The organism is Streptomyces sp. NPDC111628, assembly GCF_055635195.1.
This window is the reverse complement of sequence record NZ_JBVKBZ010000002.1, coordinates 218,841-242,070: the sequence shown is the minus strand read 5'-3', so window position 1 is coordinate 242,070 and position 23,230 is coordinate 218,841. Positions and strand designations below refer to the sequence as shown.

16 protein-coding genes are annotated in these 23,230 nt (G+C 71.9%); 4 read left to right on the top strand and 12 right to left on the bottom strand.

What is annotated here, in order from left to right; all coding sequences use genetic code 11:
• Positions 1-9: 9 nt before the first annotated feature.
• Positions 10-1,152 carry an ADP-forming succinate--CoA ligase subunit beta gene (gene sucC, locus ACZ7MF_RS09055; protein WP_471475438.1) on the bottom strand — a complete coding sequence of 381 codons (1,143 nt, stop codon included), beginning with the start codon at positions 1,150-1,152 and terminating at the stop codon, positions 10-12.
• Between the two features lie 143 nt (positions 1,153-1,295).
• On the opposite strand from sucC, the gene ACZ7MF_RS09050 reads away from it, so the two are divergent.
• The 4 genes from ACZ7MF_RS09050 (at position 1,296) to ACZ7MF_RS09035 (ending at position 7,874) form a co-directional block, all read left to right on the top strand.
• Positions 1,296-2,978, top strand: coding sequence for a thiamine pyrophosphate-binding protein (locus ACZ7MF_RS09050; RefSeq protein ID WP_471475437.1), 1,683 nt, complete (start codon positions 1,296-1,298; stop codon positions 2,976-2,978).
• 11 nt (positions 2,979-2,989) lie between these two features.
• Positions 2,990-4,222, top strand: coding sequence for a formyl-CoA transferase (gene frc, locus ACZ7MF_RS09045; protein WP_471475435.1), 1,233 nt, complete (start codon positions 2,990-2,992; stop codon positions 4,220-4,222).
• A gap of 4 nt (positions 4,223-4,226) precedes the next feature.
• Positions 4,227-6,371, top strand: coding sequence for an acetate--CoA ligase family protein (locus tag ACZ7MF_RS09040; protein WP_471475434.1), 2,145 nt, complete (start codon positions 4,227-4,229; stop codon positions 6,369-6,371).
• 123 nt (positions 6,372-6,494) lie between these two features.
• On the top strand, positions 6,495-7,874 hold the full coding sequence (locus ACZ7MF_RS09035; RefSeq protein WP_471475432.1) for an OFA family MFS transporter: 1,380 nt from the start codon (positions 6,495-6,497) through the stop codon (positions 7,872-7,874).
• Positions 7,875-7,953: 79 nt separating this feature from the next.
• On the opposite strand, the gene ACZ7MF_RS09030 is transcribed toward ACZ7MF_RS09035, so the two are convergent.
• The 11 genes from ACZ7MF_RS09030 to ACZ7MF_RS08980 form a co-directional block, all read right to left on the bottom strand.
• Positions 7,954-9,174 carry a sugar phosphate isomerase/epimerase family protein gene (locus ACZ7MF_RS09030; protein ID WP_471475431.1) on the bottom strand — a complete coding sequence of 407 codons (1,221 nt, stop codon included), beginning with the start codon at positions 9,172-9,174 and terminating at the stop codon, positions 7,954-7,956.
• A gap of 114 nt (positions 9,175-9,288) precedes the next feature.
• Positions 9,289-10,686, bottom strand: coding sequence for a nucleotide pyrophosphatase/phosphodiesterase family protein (locus ACZ7MF_RS09025; protein ID WP_471475430.1), 1,398 nt, complete (start codon positions 10,684-10,686; stop codon positions 9,289-9,291).
• Positions 10,683-11,858 carry a metabolite traffic protein EboE gene (gene eboE, locus ACZ7MF_RS09020; protein ID WP_471475428.1) on the bottom strand — a complete coding sequence of 392 codons (1,176 nt, stop codon included), beginning with the start codon at positions 11,856-11,858 and terminating at the stop codon, positions 10,683-10,685. Before eboE ends, ACZ7MF_RS09025 begins: the two co-directional genes overlap by 4 nt.
• A 3-nt stretch (positions 11,859-11,861) precedes the next feature.
• The gene (locus tag ACZ7MF_RS09015) at positions 11,862-12,710 is read right to left on the bottom strand and encodes a TatD family hydrolase (RefSeq protein ID WP_471475427.1); all 849 of its coding nucleotides are present in this window, start codon (positions 12,708-12,710) and stop codon (positions 11,862-11,864) included.
• Positions 12,710-13,447, bottom strand: coding sequence for an EboA domain-containing protein (locus tag ACZ7MF_RS09010; protein ID WP_471475426.1), 738 nt, complete (start codon positions 13,445-13,447; stop codon positions 12,710-12,712). Before ACZ7MF_RS09010 ends, ACZ7MF_RS09015 begins: the two co-directional genes overlap by 1 nt.
• 13 nt (positions 13,448-13,460) lie before the next feature.
• The gene (locus ACZ7MF_RS09005; protein ID WP_471475424.1) at positions 13,461-14,402 is read right to left on the bottom strand and encodes a sugar phosphate isomerase/epimerase family protein; all 942 of its coding nucleotides are present in this window, start codon (positions 14,400-14,402) and stop codon (positions 13,461-13,463) included.
• Positions 14,399-15,499 (bottom strand): SCO3242 family prenyltransferase, encoded by a 1,101-nt coding sequence (locus ACZ7MF_RS09000; RefSeq protein ID WP_471475423.1) that lies wholly within the window; start codon positions 15,497-15,499, stop codon positions 14,399-14,401. The genes ACZ7MF_RS09005 and ACZ7MF_RS09000 overlap by 4 nt, the downstream gene beginning before the upstream one ends.
• On the bottom strand, positions 15,496-16,749 hold the full coding sequence (locus ACZ7MF_RS08995) for an inositol-3-phosphate synthase (protein ID WP_471475422.1): 1,254 nt from the start codon (positions 16,747-16,749) through the stop codon (positions 15,496-15,498). Before ACZ7MF_RS08995 ends, ACZ7MF_RS09000 begins: the two co-directional genes overlap by 4 nt.
• Before the next feature lie 167 nt (positions 16,750-16,916).
• Complete coding sequence (locus ACZ7MF_RS08990; RefSeq protein ID WP_471475420.1) at positions 16,917-20,633, bottom strand: ThuA domain-containing protein; 3,717 nt, start codon at positions 20,631-20,633, stop codon at positions 16,917-16,919.
• A gap of 263 nt (positions 20,634-20,896) precedes the next feature.
• The gene (locus ACZ7MF_RS08985) at positions 20,897-21,895 is read right to left on the bottom strand and encodes a sugar phosphate isomerase/epimerase family protein (RefSeq protein WP_007389000.1); all 999 of its coding nucleotides are present in this window, start codon (positions 21,893-21,895) and stop codon (positions 20,897-20,899) included.
• A gap of 16 nt (positions 21,896-21,911) precedes the next feature.
• Entirely contained in the window at positions 21,912-23,195 is a 1,284-nt protein-coding gene (locus ACZ7MF_RS08980) for a Gfo/Idh/MocA family protein (RefSeq protein WP_471475419.1), read from the bottom strand.
• Between the last annotated feature and the right edge of the window lie 35 nt (positions 23,196-23,230).

Sequence of the window (23,230 nt, the reverse complement as noted above, 5' to 3'; positions counted from 1 at the left end):
CCTGTCTCCTTATCCGGCGGTGGACGCCGCGGTGGCGAGTCGGGCGGCACGGCGGGCGGCGCCGTCCATGGTGGTGGCCTGTTCGACCAGGGGATGCGCGCGTGCGTCGAGCAGGGCCCGGCCCCGCGCGGCGTTGTTGCCGTCGAGGCGTACGACGAGCGGTTTGGTCGGCCGGACCTCGTCGAGGGCGCGGACGATGCCGTCGGCGACCGCGTCGCAGGCGGTGATGCCGCCGAAGACGTTGACGAGGACGGAGTTCACGTCGGGGTCGGAGAGGACGACCGACAGCCCGTCGGCCATGACCCGGGCGGAGGCGCCCCCGCCGATGTCGAGGAAGTTGGCGGGGCGGGCGCCGCAGCCGGCGACCACGTCGAGTGTCGACATGACCAGCCCGGCGCCGTTGCCGATGACGCCCACCTCGCCGTCCAGCTTGACGTAGTTGAGGCCCTTGGCTCCGGCACGGGCTTCCAGGGAGTCGGCGGCGCCCTGCTTCTCCTCGCCCCAACGGGACTGGCGGAAGCGGGCGTTGTCGTCGAGGGTGACCTTGCCGTCGAGGGCCACGATCCGGCCCTCGGCCGTCCTGACCAACGGGTTGACCTCGACGAGGAGGGCGTCCTCGCGGACCAGTACCTTCCACAGCCGCACCAGCGTGTCGACGGTCTGCGGGGGCAGGCCCGCGGCATCGGCGATGCGTACCGCGGTGGCCGTGTGCACGCCCGTGGCGGGGTCGACGGGGATGCGCGCCACGGCCTCGGGCCGCCGGGCGGCGACCTCCTCGATCTCCATGCCGCCCTCCGCGGAGGCGATGGCGAGGAAGCCCCCGGACGCCCGGTCGAGGACGTAGGAGACGTAGAACTCCCGCTCGATGTCGCAGGGTTCGGCCAGCATGACGGTGTCGACCGGGTGTCCCTTGATGTCCATGCCGAGGATGTGCCGCGCCGCCTCCTCGGCCTCGGCGGGGTCGGCGGCGAGCCGCACTCCGCCGGCCTTGCCGCGGCCGCCGGTCTTCACCTGCGCCTTGACGACGGCGCGTCCGCCGAGTGCGCGGGCGATCTCCCGGGCCCGTTCGGGCGAGTCGGTGACCTCGGCCCTCGGGACCACGATCCCGTGTTCCTTGAAGAGTTCCCTTGCCTGGTGTTCGTACAGGTCCATCTCGGCTCCTGACTGAAAGTGCCGCACGCCCCCTGGACACCACCCACCGGATGCGGGATAACAAGCTTCATACAGTATTCGTCGACTGTATGCAATGTACCGCGAGAGCGCCCCAACCCCTCGTGAAGGGACAGGACTTCGCCATGCCCGACGACACCCAGGACGTCATCTCCGGCGGCCACCTCGTTGCCAAGGCACTCAAGGCCGAGGGGGTCGACCGCATCTACACGCTGTGCGGCGGCCACATCATCGACATCTACGACGGCTGCGTCGACGAGGGCATCGAGGTCGTCGACGTACGCCACGAGCAGGTCGCCGCGCACGCCGCCGACGGGTACGCCCGTATCACCGGCAAGCCCGGCTGCGCGGTGGTCACCGCGGGACCGGGCACCACCGACGCCGTCACCGGGGTCGCCAACGCCTTCCGCGCCGAGTCGCCCATGCTGCTGATCGGCGGTCAGGGCGCGCACACCCAGCACAAGATGGGGTCCCTCCAGGACCTGCCGCACGTCGACATGATGACGCCGATCACCAAGTTCGCGGCGACCGTGCCGGACACCGCGCGCGCCGCCGACATGGTGTCGATGGCGTTCCGTGAGTGCTACCACGGCGCGCCGGGTCCGTCCTTCCTGGAGATCCCGCGCGACGTGCTGGACGCCAAGGTGCCGGCGGAGAGGGCGCGGGTGCCGCGGGCCGGGGGCTACCGCGCCTCCACCCGGTCGGCCGGGGACCCGGAGGCCGTCGAGAGGCTCGCCGACCTGCTGGTGCACGCCGAGAAGCCGGCCGTCCTGCTCGGCAGCCAGGTGTGGACGACGCGCGCGACCGAGGCCGCCGTCGAGCTGGTCCGCACGCTGAACGTCCCGGCGTACATGAACGGCGCCGGACGCGGCACCCTGCCGCCGGGCGACCCGCACCACTTCCAGCTGTCCCGCCGCTACGCCTTCTCCAACGCCGACGTGATCGTGATCGTCGGCACGCCCTTCGACTTCCGCATGGGCTACGGCAAGCGGCTCTCCCCCGACGCGACCGTCGTGCAGATCGACCTCGACTACCGCACCGTCGGCAAGAACCGCGACATCGACCTCGGCATCGTCGGCGACGCGGGGCTGGTGCTGAAGTCGGTGACCGAGGCGGCGTCCGGACGGATCAACGGGGGCGCGGCGAAGCGCAAGGAGTGGCTGGACGAGCTGCGCGCGGCCGAACGGACGGCGCTGGACAAGCGGCTGCCGCAGCTCAGGTCGGACGCCTCCCCCATCCACCCGTACCGGCTGGTCAGCGAGATCAACGACTTCCTCACCGAGGACTCGATCTACATCGGCGACGGCGGCGACATCGTCACCTTCTCCGGTCAGGTCGTGCAGCCCAAGTCACCCGGCCACTGGATGGACCCGGGACCGCTCGGCACGCTCGGCGTCGGCGTCCCCTTCGTGCTCGCCGCCAAGCAGGCGCGGCCCGACAAGGAGGTCGTCGCCCTCTTCGGCGACGGCGCCTTCTCGCTCACCGGCTGGGACTTCGAGACCCTGGTGCGCTACGACCTCCCCTTCGTCGGCATCGTCGGTAACAACTCCTCGATGAACCAGATCCGCTACGGCCAGGCCGTCAAGTACGGCAAGGAACGGGAGCGGGTCGGCAACACGCTCGGCGACGTGCCCTACGACGAGTTCGCCCGGATGCTGGGCGGCCACGGCGAGGAGGTCCGCGACCCCGTCGACATCGGCCCCGCGCTGCGCCGGGCCCGCGAGTCCGGCAAGCCGTCCCTGATCAACGTCTGGGTGGACCCGGACGCGTACGCCCCCGGAACCATGAACCAGACGATGTACAAGTGAGGTGAACGCCCATGAACGCGAAAGCTCTTGAGGGCATCCGCGTCCTGGACATGACGCATGTGCAGTCCGGGCCCTCGGCGACCCAACTGCTCGCCTGGCTCGGGGCGGACGTCGTGAAGCTGGAGGCGCCGCACGGCGACATCACGCGCGGGCAGCTGCGCGATCTGCCGGACGTCGACTCCCTCTACTTCACGATGCTCAACTGCAACAAGCGGAGCATCACCCTGAACACCAAGTCCGAGCGCGGCAAGGAGATCCTCACCGAGCTGATCCGGCGCTCGGACGTCATGGTCGAGAACTTCGGACCGGGCGCGGTGGACCGGATGGGCTTCACCTGGGACCGCATCAAGGAGATCAATCCACGGATCGTCTATGCCTCCATCAAGGGGTTCGGCGAGGGCCCGTACACCGCGTTCAAGGCGTACGAGGTCGTCGCGCAGGCCATGGGCGGATCGATGTCCACCACCGGTTTCGAGGACGGGCCGCCGCTGGCGACGGGGGCCCAGATCGGGGACTCGGGCACGGGCGTCCACGTCGTGGCGGGCATCCTCGCCGCCCTCTACCAGCGGGAGCACACCGGACGTGGCCAGCGGGTGAACGTGGCCATGCAGCACGCGGTGCTCAACCTCTGCCGGGTGAAGCTGCGCGACCAGCAGCGCCTGAGCCATGGTCCACTCGCCGAATATCCCAACGAGGACTTCGGCGACGAGGTTCCCAGGTCCGGGAACGCGTCCGGCGGCGGGCAGCCGGGGTGGGCGGTCAAGTGCGCGCCGGGCGGCCCCAACGACTACGTGTACGTCATCGTCCAGCCGGTCGGCTGGCAGCCGCTCAGCGAGCTGATCGGCCGGCCCGAGCTGGCCGACGACCCCGAGTGGGCGACCCCGCGGGCCCGGCTGCCGAAGCTGAACAAGATGTTCCAGCTGATCGAGGAGTGGTCGTCCACCCTGCCCAAGTGGGAGGTGCTGGAGCGGCTGAACGCCCACAACATCCCGTGCGGGCCGATCCTGTCCACGAAGGAGATCATCGAGGACGACTCCCTGGTCGCCAACGAGATGGTCGTCACCGTGCCCCACCCCGAGCGGGGCGAGTTCGTGACCGTCGGCAGCCCGCTGAAGCTCTCGGACTCCCCGGTGCAGGTGACCAGTTCACCGCTGCTCGGCGAGCACAACGAGGAGGTCTACGTCGGCGAGCTGGGCCTCGGCGACGAGGAACTGCGGCTGCTCAAGTCGAGCGGGGTGATCTGACGTGATGGCCGAGGACCGCCTGGCGCGGGTGCGCGGGCTCCTGGACGCCGTACGGGCCGGGGGGCGCACCGCGCTCACCGCTCCCGAGGGCAAGGTACTCGCGGACGCCTACGGGATCGCCGTACCGGGCGAGGAACTGGCGCGGGACGTCGACGAGGCGGTGGCGTGCGCGGCGCGGTTCGGCGGACCGGTGGTGATGAAGATCGTCTCGCCGGACATCCTGCACAAGACCGACGCCGGCGGTGTGGTGGTCGGGGTCGAGGGCGCGGCTGACGTGCGGTCGGCGTTCTGCCGGATCGTCGACAACGCGCGCGCGTACGACGCCTCCGCGCGGATCGAGGGCGTGCAGATCCAGGAGCTGCTGCCGCAGGGGCAGGAGGTCATCGTCGGGGCGGTCACCGACCCGACGTTCGGCAAGGTGGTGGCGTTCGGACTCGGCGGGGTGCTGGTCGAGGTGCTGAAGGACGTCACCTTCCGGCTCGCCCCCGTGGACGCCGACGAGGCGCTGTCCATGCTGGACTCGATCCGGGCGGCCGAAGTGCTGCGCGGGGTGCGTGGGCAGGCCGGGGTGGACCGGTGGGCGGTGGCGGAGCAGATCCGCCGGGTCTCCGAGCTGGTCGCCGACTTCCCGGAGATCGCCGAGGTGGACCTCAACCCCGTGATCGCCACGCCCGAGGGTGCGGTCGCCGCCGACATCAGGGTGATCCTGGCGACCGACACGCCGAAGGAGCGGCGCAGGTACACGCGCGAGGAGATCCTCACCTCGATGCGCCGCCTGATGCAGCCCTCTTCGGTGGCGGTGATCGGCGCGTCGGGCGAGCCGGGGAAGATCGGCAACTCCGTGATGCGCAACCTCGTCGACGGCGGTTTCGCGGGCGAGATCCATCCGGTGAACCCGAAGGCCGATGACATCTTGGGCCGCAAGGCGTACAAGAGTGTCACCGACGTTCCCGGTGAGGTGGATGTGGCGGTCTTCGCGATCCCCGCGCGGTTCGTGGCGGCGGCCCTGGAGGAGGTGGGGCGCAAGCGGATACCCAACGCCGTCCTCATCCCCTCCGGCTTCGCCGAGACCGGTGAGCAGGCGCTCCAGGACGAGATCGTGGCGGTCGCCGAACGGCACGGCATCCGGCTGCTCGGTCCGAACATCTACGGCTACTACTCGACCTGGCAGGACCTGTGCGCCACGTTCTGCACGCCCTACGACGTCAAGGGCGGCGTCGCGCTGACCTCGCAGTCGGGCGGCATCGGCATGGCCATCCTGGGCTTCGCGCGGACCACGAAGACCGGCGTGTCGGCGATCGTGGGCCTGGGCAACAAGTCGGACCTGGACGAGGACGACCTGCTGACCTGGTTCGGCGAGGACCCGCACACCGAGTGCATCGCGATGCATCTGGAGGACCTCAAGGACGGCCGCGCCTTCGTCGAGGCCGCGCGGGCGACCGTGCCGAGGAAGCCGGTCGTGGTGCTCAAGGCGGGCCGTACGGCGGCGGGCGCCAAGGCGGCCGGGTCGCACACCGGGGCACTGGCCGGGGACGACGCCGTGTACGACGACATCCTCCGCCAGGCCGGCGTCATCCGGGCGCCGGGGCTCAACGAGATGCTGGAGTACGCGCGCGCGTTGCCGGTGCTTCCCGCTCCGCAGGGCGACAACGTGGTCATCATCACCGGCGCCGGCGGCAGCGGTGTGCTGCTCTCCGACGCGGTGACGGACAACGGGCTGTCGCTGATGGAGATCCCGCCCGACCTGGACACGGCGTTCCGCGCCTTCATCCCGCCGTTCGGTGCGGCGGGCAACCCGGTGGACATCACCGGGGGCGAGCCGCCGTCGACGTACGAGGCGACGATCCGGCTCGGCCTGGAGGACCCGCGCATCCACGCGCTCGTCCTCGGCTACTGGCACACCATCGTCACGCCTCCCATGGTGTTCGCCGAACTCACCGCGCGCGTGGTGGCCGAGTTCCGCGAACGCGGCGTCGAGAAGCCCGTGGTGGCCTCCCTGGCGGGCGACGTGGAGGTGGAGGAGGCGTGCCAGTACCTCTTCGAGCGCGGCGTCGTGGCGTACCCGTACACGACCGAGAAGCCGGTGGCGGTGCTGGGCGCCAAGTACCGGTGGGCGCGGGCCGCGGGCTTGTTGGGGGGCGGTTCATGACGTGAGACGGCGAGGGGCCGGCCGACGGGTGCGCGTCGGCCGGCCCCGGGGACCCGCGCGCGCACGAAAGGCATTGGACAGGGGGCGCTGGCCAGATCTTTCGACGCTAGGGGTGCAATCGACATGACAACCACCGATGTCACACGGGTCGCCGCCTACCGGGAGGTGACCGACAAGAACGGACGCGTCTACCGCGTGGGCGAGTCCGACATCGACATCATGGGGCGCAAGCGCAAGTGGATGGTGATCCTGCCCTGGATCGGGATGATGGGCATCTCCTCCGCCGAGTACGCGTTCGCGTCCGCCGAGGACACGCTGCACGAGGCCCACCACTGGTCCAGCGGCAGCATCTACTGGATGATGACCGCCTGGGTGTTCTGCCAGGCCGCCGTCGCGTTTCCGGCGGGGCGGCTGCGGGAGAGCGGCAAGCTGGCGGCGCGCTGGGCGATGATGCTGGGGGCGGCCGGCACGCTGCTGGGCTATCTGTCGCTGGCGTTCGCGCCGCACGTCTCGCTCGCCTTCATCGGGTTCGGCGTGTTCAGCGGCATGGGTGCCGGCATGGTGTACGCGACCTGCGTCAACATGGTCGGCAAGTGGTACCCGGAGCGCCGGGGCGGGAAGACCGGCTTCGTCAACGGCGGTTTCGCCTATGGCTCGGTGCCGTTCGTCTTCATCTTCCACGGCTACATGGACACCTCCAACTTCCGCTGGGTGCTGGTCTCGGCGGGTGTCCTGCTCGCCGCGATGGTGGCGGTCGCCGGGTTCTACTTCCGGGACCCGCCGAAGAACTGGTGGCCGGCCGCCATCGACCCGCTGAACCCGCCGGCCGACCCGCGGGCCCGGCGTTCACTGGAGAAGAACCCCCCGGCCGTCAAGCAGTACTCCCCGATGGAGGCCTGGCGGACCGGCCGGGTGGCACTGATGTGGTTCTGTCTCGCCTGCACCTCCGGCGTGAACATCTTCGGCATCGCCTTCCAGGTCGACATCGGCGAGGAGGCGGGCTTCGCGGCCGGGATCGTGGCCACCGCGATGTCGCTCAAGGCGATCGTCAACGGCACCGGGCGCGGCGTCATCGGCTGGCTCTCCGACCTGTACGGCCGCAAGCGGTGCCTGTTGTACGTGTGCGCGATCCTGGGCCTCGCCCAGTTCGGCATCATCTGGTCGGCCGAGATCAAGAACCTGCCGTTGTTCCTGCTCTTCTCCGCCGTCTCCGGTTTCGGCGGCGGGGCCATCTTCCCGATGTTCGCCGCACTGACCGCGGACTACTTCGGGGAGAACAACAACGCCACCAACTACGGGATGGTCTACAGCTCCAAGCTGGTGTCCGGTCTGGGCGCGGGCATGGGTTCCGTGGTGGTCGGCGCCTGGGGCTACAACGGTGCCTTCAGCCTGGCCGGCAGCATCTCGATCTTCGCCGGGTTCGTGGCGCTGTTCCTGCAACCACCGGGACGCCCGAAGGACAAGCGCGTCACTCCGAATCCCCGGCCGCTGGGCGAGGGATGACCTGACGGAGTCTTCTTCGCACGGACCGGGCGGCCCCTCCCCCAGCACGCGGGAGGGGCCGCCCGGTCCGTGCTCCGGGTCAGTGGCGCCGCTTGCGCAGGGCGGCCAGGTTGTCGTAGCTGATCTTGGCCTCCCGCAGGGACTGCGAGGGATCGGTGGCGCTCGGGGAGTTGTCGTCCTCGATCATCGGGTTGTGGTAGTTGCGCTGTCCGACCCGGGAGAAGAACGTCGTGTAGTCGATGACTCCGGTTCCGAAGGGCACCATGTCGTAGCCCATGCCGTTGGTCGTGCTGACCACGCCGTCCTTGGCGTGGAAGAGCGGGTAGCGCCGGTTGTTGCGGACGACCAGGCCGGCCGGGTCGAAGACGTTCTTCCGGGTGGAGCCGTCGTGGGCGGTGTACTCGTGGAACTTGTACTGGGCGACGTGCGCCCAGAAGATGTCCATCTCCAGCCAGACCACCCGCGGGTCGGTGATCTTGAGGAAGTACTCCAGCTTCCTGATGCCGGAGCTGCGGGTCGGCCGGCCCTGGTCGTCCAGCGGGCCGCCGTCGAGCAGGAAGCCGTAGGCGCTGTCGTGGTTGTGGGTGTAGAGCTTGATGCCCTCCCGGTGGGCGATCGCGCCGAGGGCGTTCCACTTGTCGGCGGCCACGTCCCAGTCGGCGCGGTAGGAGCTGCCGGTGGGGTCGCCGCCGGTGCCCATGTGGTCCATGCCGAGGATGTTGGCGATCTCCAGGTGCTTCTTGAAGGTGTCCTTGTCCGCCTGGGTCAGCGGCCAGGAGGACGGGATGAAGCCGTGGTTGCCCTGGGCGCGCAGCCCGTAGTCGTCGAGCCAGCAGCGCAGCAGCCGGGCGCCCTTGACGGACTCCAGGCTGGCGCCGCCGGGCGCGTTGGCGTGCTGGTTGTATCCGGCGAACTCCACCTGCCGGTAGCCGTGCCGGGACAGCTGCTTGAAGACCTCGCGGAAGCCGGAGGGCAGGTCGGAGGCGAGCGGGTCGCGGGCGGTGGCGTCGCGGACGGTGTAGAGGATGATGCCGCGCTTGTCCGCCGGGACGAGGATCTGTCCGTGGCCGTGTCCGTGTCCGTGTCCGTGTCCGTGGTCGTGGTCTCTGCCCCGGTCGTGGGCGAGGGCCGGGGAGGCGCCGAAGACGGGGGCCGCGACGGCTCCGGCCGCCACTGCGGTGCAGGTGCTGAGGAAGCGGCGCCGGTTCACGCCGAGGGCGCGGCGCAGGCTCTCGCCCGGGCCGTCGGCGGACGGGTCGGTGCCGGCGTCGGTGCGGGAGGGGTCGGTGAACGGGGTCACGGATGCCTGCCTTCTGGGTCGTGGCCTGCGCGGATGCGGTTCGGGCGGGCCGTTGTCAGTGCCGTGTGTTTCACTCTCAGTAGTCGGAATTCGGCGGGCGTACCGGGTGGTGCGTCAGCCGAGTCCGGCCAGCCGGAGCAGGAGTTGTTTCACGTCGGTGGCCGCGACGCGGTCTCCGACAGCGCGGGGGGTGGAGCAGATGAGGAGCGGACCGTCGTCGTCGCTCGCGGGGAGGCGGCCGTGGCTGCCTCGAATAGGTGAGGGATCCAGGGGCACGACCGCCATGCGGTAGCGCATGCCGAGCTTCTTGCGGGCCAGGGCGCCGGCCGCCTTGACCTTGACGTAGGGGTCGAGCGGATCCATGAACAGCTCGACCGGGTCGTAGCCGGGTTTGCGATGGATCTCGACGAGCTGCGCGAAGTCGGGCGCGCGGTCGTCGTCGAGCCAGTAGTAGTACGTGAACCAGGCGTCCGGCTCCGCGAGGGCGACCAGTTCGCCGGCGCGGGGGTGGTCGAGGTGCTGGGCCTTCTTGCCCTCGTCGTCGAGGAGTTGCTCGATGCCGGGTAGTCCGTCCAGGGCGGCACGGGTGGCGTCGAGGTCCTCGGGGCGGCGGACGTACACGTGGGCCACCTGGTGGTCGGCGACCGCGAAGGCGCGGGAGGCCATCGGGTCCAGGTACTCCATGCCGTCCTGGGTGTGCACCTCGAGCAGTCCGGCGCGGCGCAGGGCCCGGTTGATGTCCACGGGCCGGCTGACGGGGGTGATGCCGTACTCGGACAGGGCGACGACGGTGCGGCCCTCGGCGCGGGCGTCGTCGAGCAGCGGGGCCAGCGCCGCGTCGAGGTCGGCGGCGGCCTTCAGGGAACGCGGGTCGTCGGGGCCGAAGCGCTGCAGGTCGTAGTCGAGGTGAGGGAGGTAGCAGAGGGTCAGGTCGGGATGCCGGGTGGCCATGATGTGCCGGGTGGCGTCGATGATCCACTGGCTGGAGACCAGGTCCGCGCCGGGTCCCCAGAAGTGGAAGAGGGGGAAGGTGCCGAGCTTGTCGGTGAGTTCGTCGTGCAGGGCCGGGGGCCTGGTGTAGCAGTCGGGTTCCTTGCGGCCGTCGGCGTAGTAGACGGGACGGGGGGTGACGGTGAAGTCGGTGTCGGCGCCCATGGCGTACCACCAGCAGATGTTGGCGACGGTGTAGCCGGGGTGGGCGCGGCGGGCCGCGTCCCAGAGTCGGTCGCCGGTGACGAGTCCGTTGTGCTGGCGCCACAGCAGGACGTCGCCGAGTTCGCGGAAGTACCAGCCGTTGCCGACGATGCCGTGCTCGGCGGGCATGGTGCCGGTCAGGAAGGTGGACTGGGCGGCGCAGGTGACGGCCGGCAGGACGGTGCCGAGCGGCGCGCGGGAGCCGGACTGGCCGAGCTGCTTGAGGTGGGGCATGTGGTCGAGAAGGCGGGGGGTGAGACCGACGACGTCCAGGACGAGAAGGGGGGTCGGTCCGTCGGAGGGGGTGGGTGGGGTCATGGCAGTTCCTTCAGGCCGAGGTCCGTCAACAGGTCGCGGGCGAGGGTCAGCTCGGCGGCGATGCCGTCGGTGAGCTGGGCGCGGGCGCGGGGCCGCAGCTCGGGCGGGAGGGCCTGCCAGGTGTAGGTCTCGACCTCCAGGTGCCGGGTGAGGGGGTGCGGGCCGCCGACGAGCCGGGTCAGCGCGGCCTTGAGCACCGGAAGGGTGGAGGTGAGGGGCGCGGCGGGGGCCGCGTGCAGGGGGACGTGGAAGTGGGCGCGCCAGGGTGCGGTGCCGGGCAGTGGGCCGCCGTCCGCGAGGGCCTCGTCGAGGTCGTCGGTGCCGTGCAGGCCGCCGGAGGGGGTGGTGGTGCGGGTCTGGTGCAGGAAGCGCGGCTCGGCGAAGGCGGCGAGTGCTTCGCGGACCGCGGGGTCGGCGGGGTGTTCGGCGTGCAGTGCGGCGGACAGCTGGGACTTGACGACGGGCACGCGGGCGGCCGTGAGCTCGTCCAGGGCGGTGTGCGGGTCTTCGAAGGAGGTGGCGAGGTGGCAGGTGTCGACGCACACGCCGATGCGGTCGTGGGCGATCGCGGTCAGCGGGGCGATGGCGTCGTGGGTGGTCTCGACGACGCAGCCGGGTTCGGGTTCCAGGCCGATGCGGATGGAGCGGCCGGTCAGGTCCTGGAGCGCGTCGAGGCGTTCGGCGAGGGTGCCGAGGGCGGCGCGTGCCTTGTCGGCGCGGGTTTCGTCGTACGCGGTGCGCCAGGCCAGCGGCAGGGTGGAGATGGTGCCGTCCGTGACGTCGTCGGGCAGCAGTCCGGCGAGGAGACGGGCCAGGGAGGTGGTGTGTTCGAGGCGTTCGGGGTCGGCCCAGTCGGGCTTGTAGACGCGGTACTTGACCTCTTCGGCGCCGAAGCCCTCGTAGGGGAAGCCGTTGAGGGTGACGACCTCCAGGCCGCGCCGGTCGAGTTCGGTGCGCAGGCCGCGCAGGGCGGCGGGGTCGGTGACCAGGGCGTGGGCGGCGTCGCGGGCGAGCCACAGCCCGATGCCGAGGCGGTCGCGGCCCAGGCGTTTGCGGACCGGTTCGCAGTGGTCGCGGAGCTGGGCGAGGACGCCGTCCAGGGTCTCGGCGGGGTGCACGTTGGTGCAGTAGGCGAGGTGGACGGTGGAGCCGTCGGGGTGCCGGAAGCGCATGGCTCACTCCCCGCCGCGCAGAATGGAGTTGCCCTCGTGCGTGGCGTCCCCGGAGGCCACGTCGAGTTCCAGGCGTCCGCTGAGCCCGTAGAAGGCGACGGGGTTGCGCCACAGCACCCGGTCCACGTCGTCCTCGGTGAAGCCCTCGGCGAGCATCAGGTCGCCGACCTTGCGGGTCTTGAGCGGGTCGCTCCTGCCCCAGTCGGCGGCGGAGTTCACGAGGACCTGCTCCGGGCCGTACTCGCGCAGCAGGGCGACCATCCGGGCCTCGTCCATCTTGGTGTCCGGATAGACGGAGAAGCCGAGCCAGGCGCCGCTGTCCTTGGCCTCCTTGACGGTGGTCTCGTTGAGGTGGTCGACCAGGACCCGCTCGGTCGGCAGCGCGGACTCCCGGACCGCGTCCAGGGTGCGGCGCAGGCCGGCGAGCTTGTCGCGGTGCGGGGTGTGCACGAGGGCGGGCAGCCCGTGGTCGGCGGCGAGCTGGAGCTGGGTGGTCAGGGCGGTGTCCTCGGCGGGCGTCATGGAGTCGTAGCCGATCTCGCCGACCGCCACCACCCGGTCCTTGACGAGATAGCGGGGCAGCTCGTCGAGGACGGGCAGGCACCGGGGGTCGTTCGCCTCCTTCGGGTTCAGCGCGATGGTGCAGTGGTGGGCGATGCCGTACTGGGCGGCGCGGAAGGGTTCCCAGCCGAGCAGGGCGTCGAAGTAGTCGCGGAAGGAGTCGGGCGAGGTGCGGGGCTGGCCCAGCCAGAAGGACGGCTCGACGAGGGCGCGGACGCCGGCCGCGTACATGGCCTCGTAGTCGTCGGTGGTCCGGGAGGTCATGTGGATGTGGGGGTCGAAGATGCGCATCAGGACTCCTTGCCGTGGGGGTCGGCCGTACCGGGCGCGGGGCGTCCGGACTCGGTCAGGGCCAGGACGCGGTGCAGGTCTTCGGGGACGGTGCGGTCCGCGGCGGTACGTTCGGCGGCGTAGTCGGCGAGCATCCGGGCGAGTTCGTCGTCGCCGTGGGCCCGGCGGGCGAGGTCCGCCACGCTGTCGACGGGGACCCCCGTGAACAGGCACTTGAGCACGGCGTGCCGCCACTGGTGGGCGTCGAGGTGCCGGGCGGCGTACGGGCCGAGGGCGGCGGCGACGAGCCGGGTGTCGTTGGTGCGCAGGGCGTCCTCGACGAGGGGGAGGGCGTCCGGTCCCGGCACCAGGTGGGGCAGGGCGTGCAGGACGGCGCGGCGTTCGTCGGCGGTGCCCTGGGAGTACACCCGGGTCAGGGCGCCGGTGTCGGCGCGGGCGGCGTGCAGGACGAGGACGCGGGCGGCGTCGGCGTGGGCGGGCCCGCAGCGGCGGCCTGCCTCGGCGAGGCGCAGTTCCCACACCGAGATGGGGCCGTGGGTGCCGGGGTGGGCGGCGGCCTCGTCGAGGGCCTGGTCCAGCCAGGCCCGGGCGGATCCGCCGAGCCGGGTGGCGAGGGCGGCGCGCAGGTCGGCGGGCGGGACGTGGGCGGGGGTGGTGCCCTGGAGGTTCTGCCCGTCGGGGGTGCCGTCCGCGTCCTGGGTGTCGGGGGTGACGTGGGCGGCGTGCGGCTGCGTCATGGTGTGGCTCCCTTCAGTGGGTGGCGGAGGGCTCGCCCGAGCGGTTGGTGCGGGGTGGTGCCGGTGCGGCCCGGCGCAGGAAGGGGAGGGAGCGTTCGGCGAAGTGGGGACCCGCGTGCGAGTGGCGGGGCAGTTCGACGACGGTCAGTCCCTGGTAGCCGGTGGTGGCCAGGGCTTCGAGGACGGGCGGGAAGTCGATCTCGCCGTCACCGAAGGGGAGGTGTTCGTGGACGCCGCGGCGCATGTCCTCGATCTGCACGTGGCGCAGCCAGGGGGCGGCGGCGCGCACGCAGTCGGCGGGCGGGAGCGGTTCGAGGCACTGGCAGTGGCCGATGTCCAGGGTGAGTCCGAGGTGTTCGGGGTCGCCGAGGGTGCGGCGCAGGGTGTGGAAGTCGGCGAGGGTGGCGAGCAGGTGCCCCGGTTCGGGCTCCACCGCGAGGGGGACGCCCGCGGTGGCGGCGGCGTCCAGGACCGGGCCGAGGGCCTCGGCCAGCCGCTTCCAGGCCGTGTCCTCGTCCGTGCCCGCCGGGGGGACGCCGCTGAAGCAGTGCACGGCGTGGGCCCCGAGTTCGGCGGCGACGTCGACGGCGCGTACGAGCAGGCCGGTGCGGCGGGCGCGGTCCTCCGGGTCGGGGTCGAGCAGGGAAGGTCCGTGTTTGCGGCGCGGGTCGAGTACGTAGCGGGCGCCGGTCTCCACGGTGACGCCCAGACCGAGCGTGTCCAGCCGCCGGGCGAGGCGGCGGGTGCGGGCGGCGAGGTCGTCGGCCAGGGGGTCGAGGTGCATGTGGTCGAGGGTCAGGCCGACGCCGTCGTACCCCAGGTCGGCGAGCAGCGCGAGGGCGTCGTCGAGGCGGAGGTCGGCGAGGCCGTTGGTGCCGTAGCCGAAGCGGAGCGGCGGCTGGGTGGCGGTGCCGTCTCCGGTCTCGTTCGGCCCCTGATGCGGGTTCCGGCTCACGTGATGCTCACCTTCCTCATGGCGGACCTCTTCGCGAACCGCCGGCCGGCCGGTGCGAGGGCCGCCACCAGGAGCGACGTGGCCACCGCGCCGGACGCACCGAAGCGGGCGGCGAGCGCTGCCTGGAGCGGGATGGTGGCCCGGATGCCGCCGCCCACGGCGCGTTGGGTGAGCGGGGGTGAGGGGTTGAGCGCGGCGTGGAAGTAGGGGCGGGCGGCCGTCGCGGCGTAGGCGGCGCCCAGGGCGGCCGCGAGGGCGTCGGTGACGGTGGGTGCCGGGTTGGAGCCCGACAGGCCGGGGGCGGCTGCTGCCCGCCGGCCTGCCGGGAGTCGGGTGCGGCGGCGGGCGACCAGGCCGGTCAGCGCCCCCGTCGTCGCGAGGGCGGCGAGCGGGGCCAGGACGGAACCGCCGGTGGTCTCCCGGCGGGAGACGGCCGTGACCGCGAGGGTGTGGCTGCCGAGCAGCGCCGCGGAGGGCAGCGCGGCACGGGTGGCGCCGCCGGTGGCGGCCGCGCCCAGGAGCAGGTCCAGTCCGCGGGCGGCCGCCATGGCCACGGGGCCGGCCGGGGTGTGCTTCAGGGCGAGGTCGTAGGCCCAGACGGTGGCTGCCAGCGGCGCCGCCACCGCGAGCGCGGGACGTCCCGCACCGGCCGCCAGCGCCAGGCCCGCGCCGGTGAGCACCCCGGCGGCGGTCAGGGCGGCGGCGGGGCGGATGCGGCCGGAGGGGAGGGGGCGGTGCGGGCGTTCCGCGGCGTCCTCCGCGCGGTCGGCCCAGTCGTTGAGGGCCATGCCGGCCTCGTACAGGCACAGGGAGGAGCCGATGGCGAGCAGGGTGCGGGGCCCGGGGCGGGCACCGGCCGCCGCCGCGCCGGCCAGGGCGTCGCCGGGGACGGTGAACAGGGCGGGCAGCCGCAGCAGTTCGGCCCAGGCTCCGAGGCGGGCGGACCGCGGGGACGCTTCGGCGGTCGCGGGCGGCGGCCCGGTGGTCCCGGAGGCCGCTCCCGGCACCCCCGATGCTCCGGCCGGCGTCCGCGTCGCCGCGGCCGAGGCTCCCGACGGCCCGGGGGTGTCCCGCGCCGGGGCGGCGGTGCGGCTCATCGCCCGGCCCCGCCTTCGAGGCCGCGGCCGTCGGACCGGAGGGCAACGGCGTCACCGTTCTCCCCGGCTGCACCGTTCTCCCCGCCCTCGCGGCCCTGCCCGTCGGCGGGGGCGCGGTCCGCGTCGTCGCGCAGTCGCCCGGCGAAGCGTTTCAGCTCCCCGTACTGCTCGGCCAGGGCCGACGGGCCGTCCCCCACCGGGTCCTTGAAGAAGAAGCCCAGTTCACCCAGGGGGCCGGACAGGCCCCGCTCGTGGGCGCGGGCGGCCAGCCGGGCCAGATCCAGGACGAGCGGCGCGGCGAGGGACGAGTCGCAGCCCTGCCAGGTGGTCTGGAGGAACATGCGGGCGCCGAGGAAGCCGTCGAAGGCGATGTGGTCCCAGGCGGTCTTCCAGTCGCCGAGCGCGGGCACGTCGTCGATGTGGACCTCGCCCTCGACGGGGGCCCCGAGGGTGTCGGCGAGGACGCGTTCCTTGCCGGCGTTCTTCGCGGCGGCGGCCGCCGGGTCGGCGAGGGCGGCGCCGTCGCCCCCGCCCAGGAGGTTGGTGCCGGACCAGGCCCGCACCGCCAGCGCCCGCTGCGCGAACATCGGGCCGAGCACCGAGCGCAGCAGCGTCTGCCCGGTCTTGCCGTCGCGGCCCGCGTAGGGCAGGCCGCTCGCCTCGGCCGGTGCGGACAGCGCCGGATGGTGCAGGCCGGTCGACGGGGTGAAGTTGACGTACGGGCAGCCGGCCCGCAGCGCGGCGGCCGCGTACAGCGAGCTGGCGGGCAGGGAGCCCCCGGTGGGCGCGGGCTCGGTGGAGGCCACGTTCACGACCACCGTCCGTTCCGCACCCGAGCGGCGCGCGAAGTCGGTGATGTCCGCGGCGAACGCGGCGATCAGCTCCTCCTCGTCGCGGGTGTCGCCGGGCAGGGGGCCGCCGGGGCGGATCTCGCGGTCGGCCGCGGCCAGTTCCGCGTGCACGGCCGAGGGCAGTCCGTGCGGCAGCACGCCGCCGGCGGCCAGGGCCTCGGCCCGCTTGGGCAGGGGGCAGTCCACGGTGTCGTGACCGCCGAAGACGAGGGCCGGGAGGGCGGGGAGTCCCGCGTCGGCGAAGTCGGGGGTCTCGGTGATCATGCCGGTCGGCGGGTGCAGTCCCGCGGTCACGGCGGCGCAGCCCGCCACCACCGTGGTGGCGACGGAGCCGCGGGCTCCGATCAGCCAGACACCGGTACGGGAGCCACGGGAGGAAGCAGAGGGGGACGCGGACATGGGCAGCCTCCTTGTCGAGCGCGTCGTGCACACACGAGCGGTGGTACGGCCGGGGGTTCCGTTCGGGGTGACGGCGGGCGGAGGTCCGGCGTCCTCCGCCCGCCGCCGTTCCGGTCGCCCCTCGGGGCGCCTCCCGCGGGAGGTCACCCCTCAGGGGCGGGTCCGCCCTAGGAGGGCAGTTCCTTGAGCTGGATGTTGCGGAAGGAGACCTGGTCGTCGGCGCCGTGGTTCTGCAGGCCGATGTAGCCGTCGGTCAGGCTCCGCTCGGGGTCCTTGTTGGTGAAGTCGTTGATCTTGACTCCGTTGAGGAACACCTGGAGGCGTTCGCCCTGGACCTTGATCTCGTAGGAGTTCCACTGGCCGGGCGGCCGCAGAACCTGGTCACGGGCCTTGATGTTCGCCGCCTTGAAGGTGTAGATCGCACCGGTGGTGCGGTCCACGGCGTCCGTGGCGTCGATCTGGATCTCGTAGCCCTTGTTGACGGCGGACCAGGGGTCGTCGGAGGCCGGGAAGCCCACGAAGACACCGGAGTTGTCGTCGCCCCGCATCTTCCAGTCGAGCTTGAGCGAGTACGACTTCAGCTCCTTGGCCTGGTACCAGAGCAGCCCCATGCCGCCCTCGGACTCCAGGACGCCGTCCTTGACGTTGAACTTGCCGGGGCCGGCCTGCTTCCAGCCTTCCAGGGTCTGGCCGTTGAAGATGTCCCGGTAGCCCTTGGACGGCTTGCAGTTGGCCTTGACCTGGCCGGTGGCGTACTGCATGCCGCCGAGCAGGTGGCCGCGGAAGGTCTCGTCCGCGTAGGACTCCTTGGTGTGGCCGAGGCCGGTGTAGAAGGAGCGGCCGCCGCCGTAGCTCTGGCACCAGGCGATCGGGTGGTCGCCCTTCATGTTCCCGCCCTGGTAGGTGGTCTCGTCGAGGGTGGCGAGGACCTTGGCCTGCTCACGCGGGTTGGTGCGGTAGTTGTACAGCTCGTCGGTGTGCTCCCAGGTGTCGTCCAGGTGCGCGGTGGCCGGGTGGTCGTGGTCCTCGACGCGGACGGTGGCCTTCTGGATGGCCGGGTGCGAGTCGAAGTAGGCGCCGACGAGGCCGCCGTAGAACTCCCAGTCGTACTCGGTGTCGGCGGCGGCGTGGATGCCCATGTAGCCGCCGCCGTTCTTGACGTAGTTCTCGAACGCCTTCTGCTGGTCGGCGCCCAGTACGTCACCGGTGGTGGACAGGAAGGCGACCGCGTCGTACTTGGCGAGGTTGGCCGTGGTGAACTGTCCGGCCTCCTCGGTCGCGGTGACCGAGATGCCGGCCGGGGTGCCCAGCTCCTTCAGGGCGGCGATGCCCGCCGGGATGGAGTCGTGACGGAAGCCCGCGGTCTTGGAGAAGACCAGGACCTTCTTGCCGGCCTTGAACGGCTCCTTGGAGAACTCGAAGTCGTCGATGTCGAACAGCGCGCCCTCGCCGCCCCTGAAGACCAGGTAGATGTCGGTGGTCTTCTTGGGCAGGGCCCGCAGCGGCACGTCGACGTTCTGGAAGGTCTCCCAGCTGCCGGTCGGCGGGATGTACGCCGAGCCGTGCAGCGGACCGGTGGGCGAGCCGGTGCGCACCTCGACGTAGCCGCCGGCGCCGCCGGAGGAGGCCCGTACGGTCAGCTTCCTCTGCCCGTCGAACTTGTAGGGGGTGAAGGAGATCCAGTCGCCGTCGTTGATGTCGCCGACGGTCTTGCCCCCGTTGGCGCCGGTCTTGTCGATCAGCGACACGCCCTGCTGGGTGGTGAAGTGCTCGGCCTGGCGGTGCGGGGGCTGGATCACGGTGCGGGCGGTGCCGGTCAGGGCCTCCTGACCGTTCGCCCCACCGTCGGTGTAGCTGGCGCCGACGACGCCGTAGATGTTGGCGTTGGGGTCGTGACCGCCGTCGCCCGGCGGCGGGTTGAGGGTGCCCTCACAGCCCATCTCGCTGGTCAGCTCGTGGGCGTGGGAGTCGTGGCCGAGGCTGTAGGCGACCTTGACCTTGGAGCAGTCGATCGTCTCCTCGGGGTCGGTGACCTTCACCTTGAAGGGGATGGGCTCGCCCATGGGCAGCAGGGTGCCGTTGCCCGGGGTCTCGATGACCACCTTGGGCTCGGTGTTGCCGACCACGATCCGGACGCTGGCGTTGCCCGTGTTGCCCTCGGGGTCCTTGGCGGTGAAGGTCGCGGTGTAGGTGCCGACCTTCTTGTACTTGTGGGTGGGCGTGAGCCCCTCACCCTTGGTGCCGTCGCCGAAGTCCCAGCTGTAGGTGAGGTCCGGGGAGTCGGCGTCCTTGGCGGTGGCGGTGAAGGCGACCTTCAGTCCGGCCGCGCCGGAGGTCTTGTTGGCGCTCACCTCGGCGATCGGCGAGAAGCCGTCCGCGGCGTTCTCGATCCGGTACAGGGCGGAGTCCTTGTCGCCCTGGAACCAGGACAGGCCGTAGTCGAGCACGTAGAGCGCGCCGTCGGGGCCGAACTCCATGTCCATGATCTGGGTGCCGGTCCACGGGAAGTCGTTGATCTTCGCGACCGCGCCGTCCTCGGTCTGCTCGATCCGCTTGATCCACCGGCGGCCGAACTCACCGGCGAAGAAGTCCCCGTCGTACTCCTCGGGGAACTTGACGCTGGAGTCGAGCTCGGGGTCGTAGCGGTAGACCGGGCCGCCCATCGGGGACTCGGAGCCGCTGCCGAACTCGGGCACGGAGTCGTCGTCGTAAGGGATCCACGCGGCCTGCGCGGGCGGCAGGTCGGTGAGGCCGGTGTTGTGCGGCGAGGTGTTCTTCGGGGCCGCGCAGTCGAAGGTCTCGCCGGAGGTCTTGGTGGCGAAGTCGTAGTCGACGTACGGGTCGTTGTCGCCGGTGCAGAAGGGCCAGCCGAAGTTGGCGGCCTTGGTGACCTTGGCGAACTCGACCTGTCCGGCCGGACCGCGCTTCGGGTCGGCGGCGCCGGCGTCGGGGCCGTAGTCGCCGACGTAGACCGTGCCGGTCTTCTTGTCGACGCTGATCCGGAACGGGTTGCGGAAGCCCATCGCGTAGATCTCGGGCCGGGTCTTCTCCGTGCCGGGCTCGAAGAGGTTGCCCTCCGGGACGGTGTACGAGCCGTCCTCGGCGACCTTGATGCGCAGCAGCTTGCCGCGCAGGTCGTTGGTGTTGCCGGCGCTGCGGCGGGCGTCGAAGGCCGGGTTGCGGTCGGCGCGCTCGTCGATGGGCGTGTAGCCGTCGGAGGCGAACGGGTTGGTGTCGTCGCCGGTGGAGAGGTAGAGGTTGCCCTCGGCGTCGAAGGCGATGTCGCCGCCGACGTGGCAGCAGGTGCCGCGGGAGGCCGCGACGTCCAGGACCTTCTTCTCGCTGGCCATGTCCAGCGTGCCGTTGGCGTTCAGGACGAAGCGGGAGAGCCGGTTGACGCCGTCGAACGGCTTGAAGTCCTCGGCGGTGCCGTTCTCCGGGGCGTCGCCCGCGGGGGTGTCGAGCGGCGGGGCGTAGTAGAGGTAGATCGCCCGGTTGTTCTCGAAGTCCGGGTCGATGCCTACGCCCTGCAGTCCCTCCTCGTCGTGGTTGTAGACGGGGATCTTGCCGGCGACCTTGGTGACGCCGCCCTGGTCGGTCAGGCGCAGTGTGCCGTCGCGGGCGGTGTGCAGGACGCTGCGGTCCGGGAGCACCGCGAGCGACATCGGCTCGCCCATCTCGGGCTCGCCCTTGGCGAGGGGCACCTGCTGGAACTGCCCCTCGGCGGCGGCCGGCGTCTCGTCGTGCTCCGGGTGGCCGGGGTGGGCGCCGGCGACGGTCGCCGGGGTGCCCACGGCCAGCAGCAGGCCGGTGAACAGGGCGAGGGTGGTGCGGAGCCTGGGGCGCCTGGTGGTGCCGGTGGCTTTGAGTCTGGTTCTGTGCACGAAGTCCCTCCGGGAACGGGTGGGCCGTACGGGATGGGTGCGAAGACGTGCGATGCGGGCGCCGGGGTGCGCCGTCACCCCGGAGACGTGAATGTCCTGAACACTTCAGGGACGGTAACCGCGTTCTTCCGGGGCGAACACCCCTTGGACCGCAGCTGGTTGAACTTTTTCCCAACTCAGGACAAAGCGGGATTCGGGCAGGCCGGACCGGGGACCGGCGGGTGGTCCGGTCCCCGTCCCGGCCTGCGGTCGGGAGCGCGCGATCAGCTGTTGAACGCGGCGTCGAAGGACGCGCTGGGCGGCTCGAAGTCGAAGGCCTTGAGCCGGGTGAGGGCCTCGGGCGCGCCCTGCAGCCGGTCCATGCCGGCGTCCTCCCACTCGACGGAGACGGGCCCCTGGTAGTCGATGGAGCGCAGCATGCGGAAGACGTCCTCCCAGGGGACGTCGCCGTGCCCGGCCGACACGAAGTCCCAGCCGCGCCGGGGGTCGCCCCACGGCAGGTGCGAGCCGAGCCGCCCGTTGCGGCCGTCGAGGCGCTTGCGGGCCTCCTTGCAGTCGACGTGGTAGATGCGGTCGCGGAAGTCCCACAGGAAGCCGACGGGGTCGAGGTCCTGCCACACGAAGTGGGAGGGGTCGAAGTTGAGGCCGAAGGCGGGCCGGTGGCCGACCGCCTCCAGGGCGCGCTGCGTGGTCCAGTAGTCGTAGGCGATCTCGCTGGGGTGCACCTCGTGTGCGAACCGCACGCCCTCGGCGTCGAAGACGTCCAGGATCGGGTTCCAGCGGTCGGCGAAGTCCTGGTAGCCGCGCTCGATCATGGACTCCGGCGCCGGCGGGAACATGGCGACCAGGTGCCAGATCGCCGAGCCGGTGAAGCCGATGACGGTGTCGACGCCGAGCCGGGCGGCGGCGCGTGCGGTGTCCTTGATCTCGGCGGCGGCGCGCTGCCGTACGCCCTCCGCGTCGCCGTCGCCCCAGATGCGGGCGGGCAGGATGGCCTCGTGGCGCTCGTCGATGATGGCGTCGCAGACGGCCTGGCCGACCAGGTGGTTGGAGATGGCCCAGCACTTGAGGCCGTACTTGTCGAGCAGCTGGTGCCGGGAGTCCACGTAGGAGGGGTCCGCGAGGGCCTTGTCGACTTCGAAGTGGTCGCCCCAGCAGGCGAGTTCCAGGCCGTCGTAGCCGAAGTCGCGGGCGAGGCGGCAGACCTCCTCCAGCGGCAGGTCCGCCCACTGTCCGGTGAAGAGCGTGAAGTTGCGTGGCATGGCGCTGCCGGCCTCCTCAGGGGGTGATCGGGGTGTAGACGGAGTTCTTCTCGGCGCTCTCCTCCACGGCGGCGAGCACGCGCTGCACCTGCAGCCCGTCCGCGAAGGAGGGTTCGGGGCCCCGGCCTTCGGCGACGGCGTGCACGAGGTCGCGCGCCTGGTGCACGAAGGTGTGCTCGTAGCCGAGTCCGTGGCCCGGCGGCCACCAGGCGTCCAGGTAGGGGTGTTCGGGTTCGGTGACCAGGATCCGGCGGAAGCCGGCGTGCTCCCCGGGCTCGGTGCCGTCGTGGTACGACAGCTCGTTGAGCCGTTCCAGGTCGAAGGCGAGGGAGCCGCGCTCGCCGTTGAGTTCGATGCGCAGGGCGTTCTTGCGGCCGGTGGCGTAGCGGGTGGCCTCGAAGGAGACCAGGGCGCCGGAGGTGAGGCGGCCGGTGAACACGGCGGCGTCGTCGACGGTGACCTGCCCCGTCACCCCGTCCGCCGACCCCGCGGACAGTCCCCGTGGGGCGCCGGCGGGCAGCGGGCGTTCCCGTACGAAGGTCTCGGTGAGGGCGGAGACGCCCGCGATCCGCTCGCCCGACAGGTACTGGGCGAGGTCGACGATGTGGGCGCCCAGGTCGCCGAGCGCCCCCGACCCGGCCAGCTCCTTGCGCAGCCGCCAGGTGAGCGGGGCCTTCGGGTCGACCAGCCAGTCCTGGAGGTAGGTCACCCGCAGATGCCGCAGCCGGCCGACCCGGCCCTCGGCGACCATCCGCCGGGCCAGCGCGGTGGCCGGGACCCGGCGGTAGTTGAAGCCGACCATCGCCAACTGGCCCCGGGCTGTGGCCTCCTCGGCGGCGCGGGTCATCGCCTGCGCCTCCTCGACGGTGTTGGCCAGCGGCTTCTCGCACAGCACGTGCTTTCCGGCGGCGAGCGCGGCCAGCGCGATCTCGGCGTGGCTGTCGCCGGGGGTGCAGATGTCGACGAGGTCGATGTCGTCCCGTTCGACCAGGGTCCGCCAGTCGGTCTCGGTGCTCGCCCAGCCGTGCCGGTCGGCCGCCAGGCGGACGGCGTCGGCGTCCCGCCCGCAGATCGCGGCCATGACCGGGTTCAGCGGCAGGTCGAAGACCCGGCCGGCGGTGCGCCAGCCCTGGGAGTGGGCGGCGCCCATGAAGGCGTAGCCGACCATGCCGACCCGCAGGGGCGGTCTGGTCGAGGACGCCCCCGTCGCCGCCCCGGCACCGGTCCCGGTATCGGTCCCGCTGTCGGTCCCGGCTGCCTCCTCGGCGCCGGCCCCCTCGGGCTGCTGCGGCTGTCCCATGCGGATGTCCTCCTCGTCGTGGTGGCGCGGTGGGG

What these genes read in the sequence shown, in the direction of transcription:
- ACZ7MF_RS08980 (WP_471475419.1), bottom strand. Translation starts at nt 23,195, where the DNA reads ATGGGACAGCCGCAGCAGCCCGAGGGGGCCGGCGCCGAGGAGGCAGCC.
- sucC (WP_471475438.1), bottom strand. Translation starts at nt 1,152, where the DNA reads ATGGACCTGTACGAACACCAGGCAAGGGAACTCTTCAAGGAACACGGG.
- ACZ7MF_RS09050 (WP_471475437.1), top strand. Translation starts at nt 1,296, where the DNA reads ATGCCCGACGACACCCAGGACGTCATCTCCGGCGGCCACCTCGTTGCC.
- ACZ7MF_RS09035 (WP_471475432.1), top strand. Translation starts at nt 6,495, where the DNA reads ATGACAACCACCGATGTCACACGGGTCGCCGCCTACCGGGAGGTGACC.
- ACZ7MF_RS09010 (WP_471475426.1), bottom strand. Translation starts at nt 13,447, where the DNA reads ATGACGCAGCCGCACGCCGCCCACGTCACCCCCGACACCCAGGACGCG.
- eboE (WP_471475428.1), bottom strand. Translation starts at nt 11,858, where the DNA reads ATGCGCTTCCGGCACCCCGACGGCTCCACCGTCCACCTCGCCTACTGC.
- ACZ7MF_RS09040 (WP_471475434.1), top strand. Translation starts at nt 4,227, where the DNA reads ATGGCCGAGGACCGCCTGGCGCGGGTGCGCGGGCTCCTGGACGCCGTA.
- ACZ7MF_RS08985 (WP_007389000.1), bottom strand. Translation starts at nt 21,895, where the DNA reads ATGCCACGCAACTTCACGCTCTTCACCGGACAGTGGGCGGACCTGCCG.
- ACZ7MF_RS09000 (WP_471475423.1), bottom strand. Translation starts at nt 15,499, where the DNA reads ATGAGCCGCACCGCCGCCCCGGCGCGGGACACCCCCGGGCCGTCGGGA.
- frc (WP_471475435.1), top strand. Translation starts at nt 2,990, where the DNA reads ATGAACGCGAAAGCTCTTGAGGGCATCCGCGTCCTGGACATGACGCAT.
- ACZ7MF_RS08995 (WP_471475422.1), bottom strand. Translation starts at nt 16,749, where the DNA reads ATGTCCGCGTCCCCCTCTGCTTCCTCCCGTGGCTCCCGTACCGGTGTC.
- ACZ7MF_RS09015 (WP_471475427.1), bottom strand. Translation starts at nt 12,710, where the DNA reads ATGCGCATCTTCGACCCCCACATCCACATGACCTCCCGGACCACCGAC.
- ACZ7MF_RS09025 (WP_471475430.1), bottom strand. Translation starts at nt 10,686, where the DNA reads ATGACCCCACCCACCCCCTCCGACGGACCGACCCCCCTTCTCGTCCTG.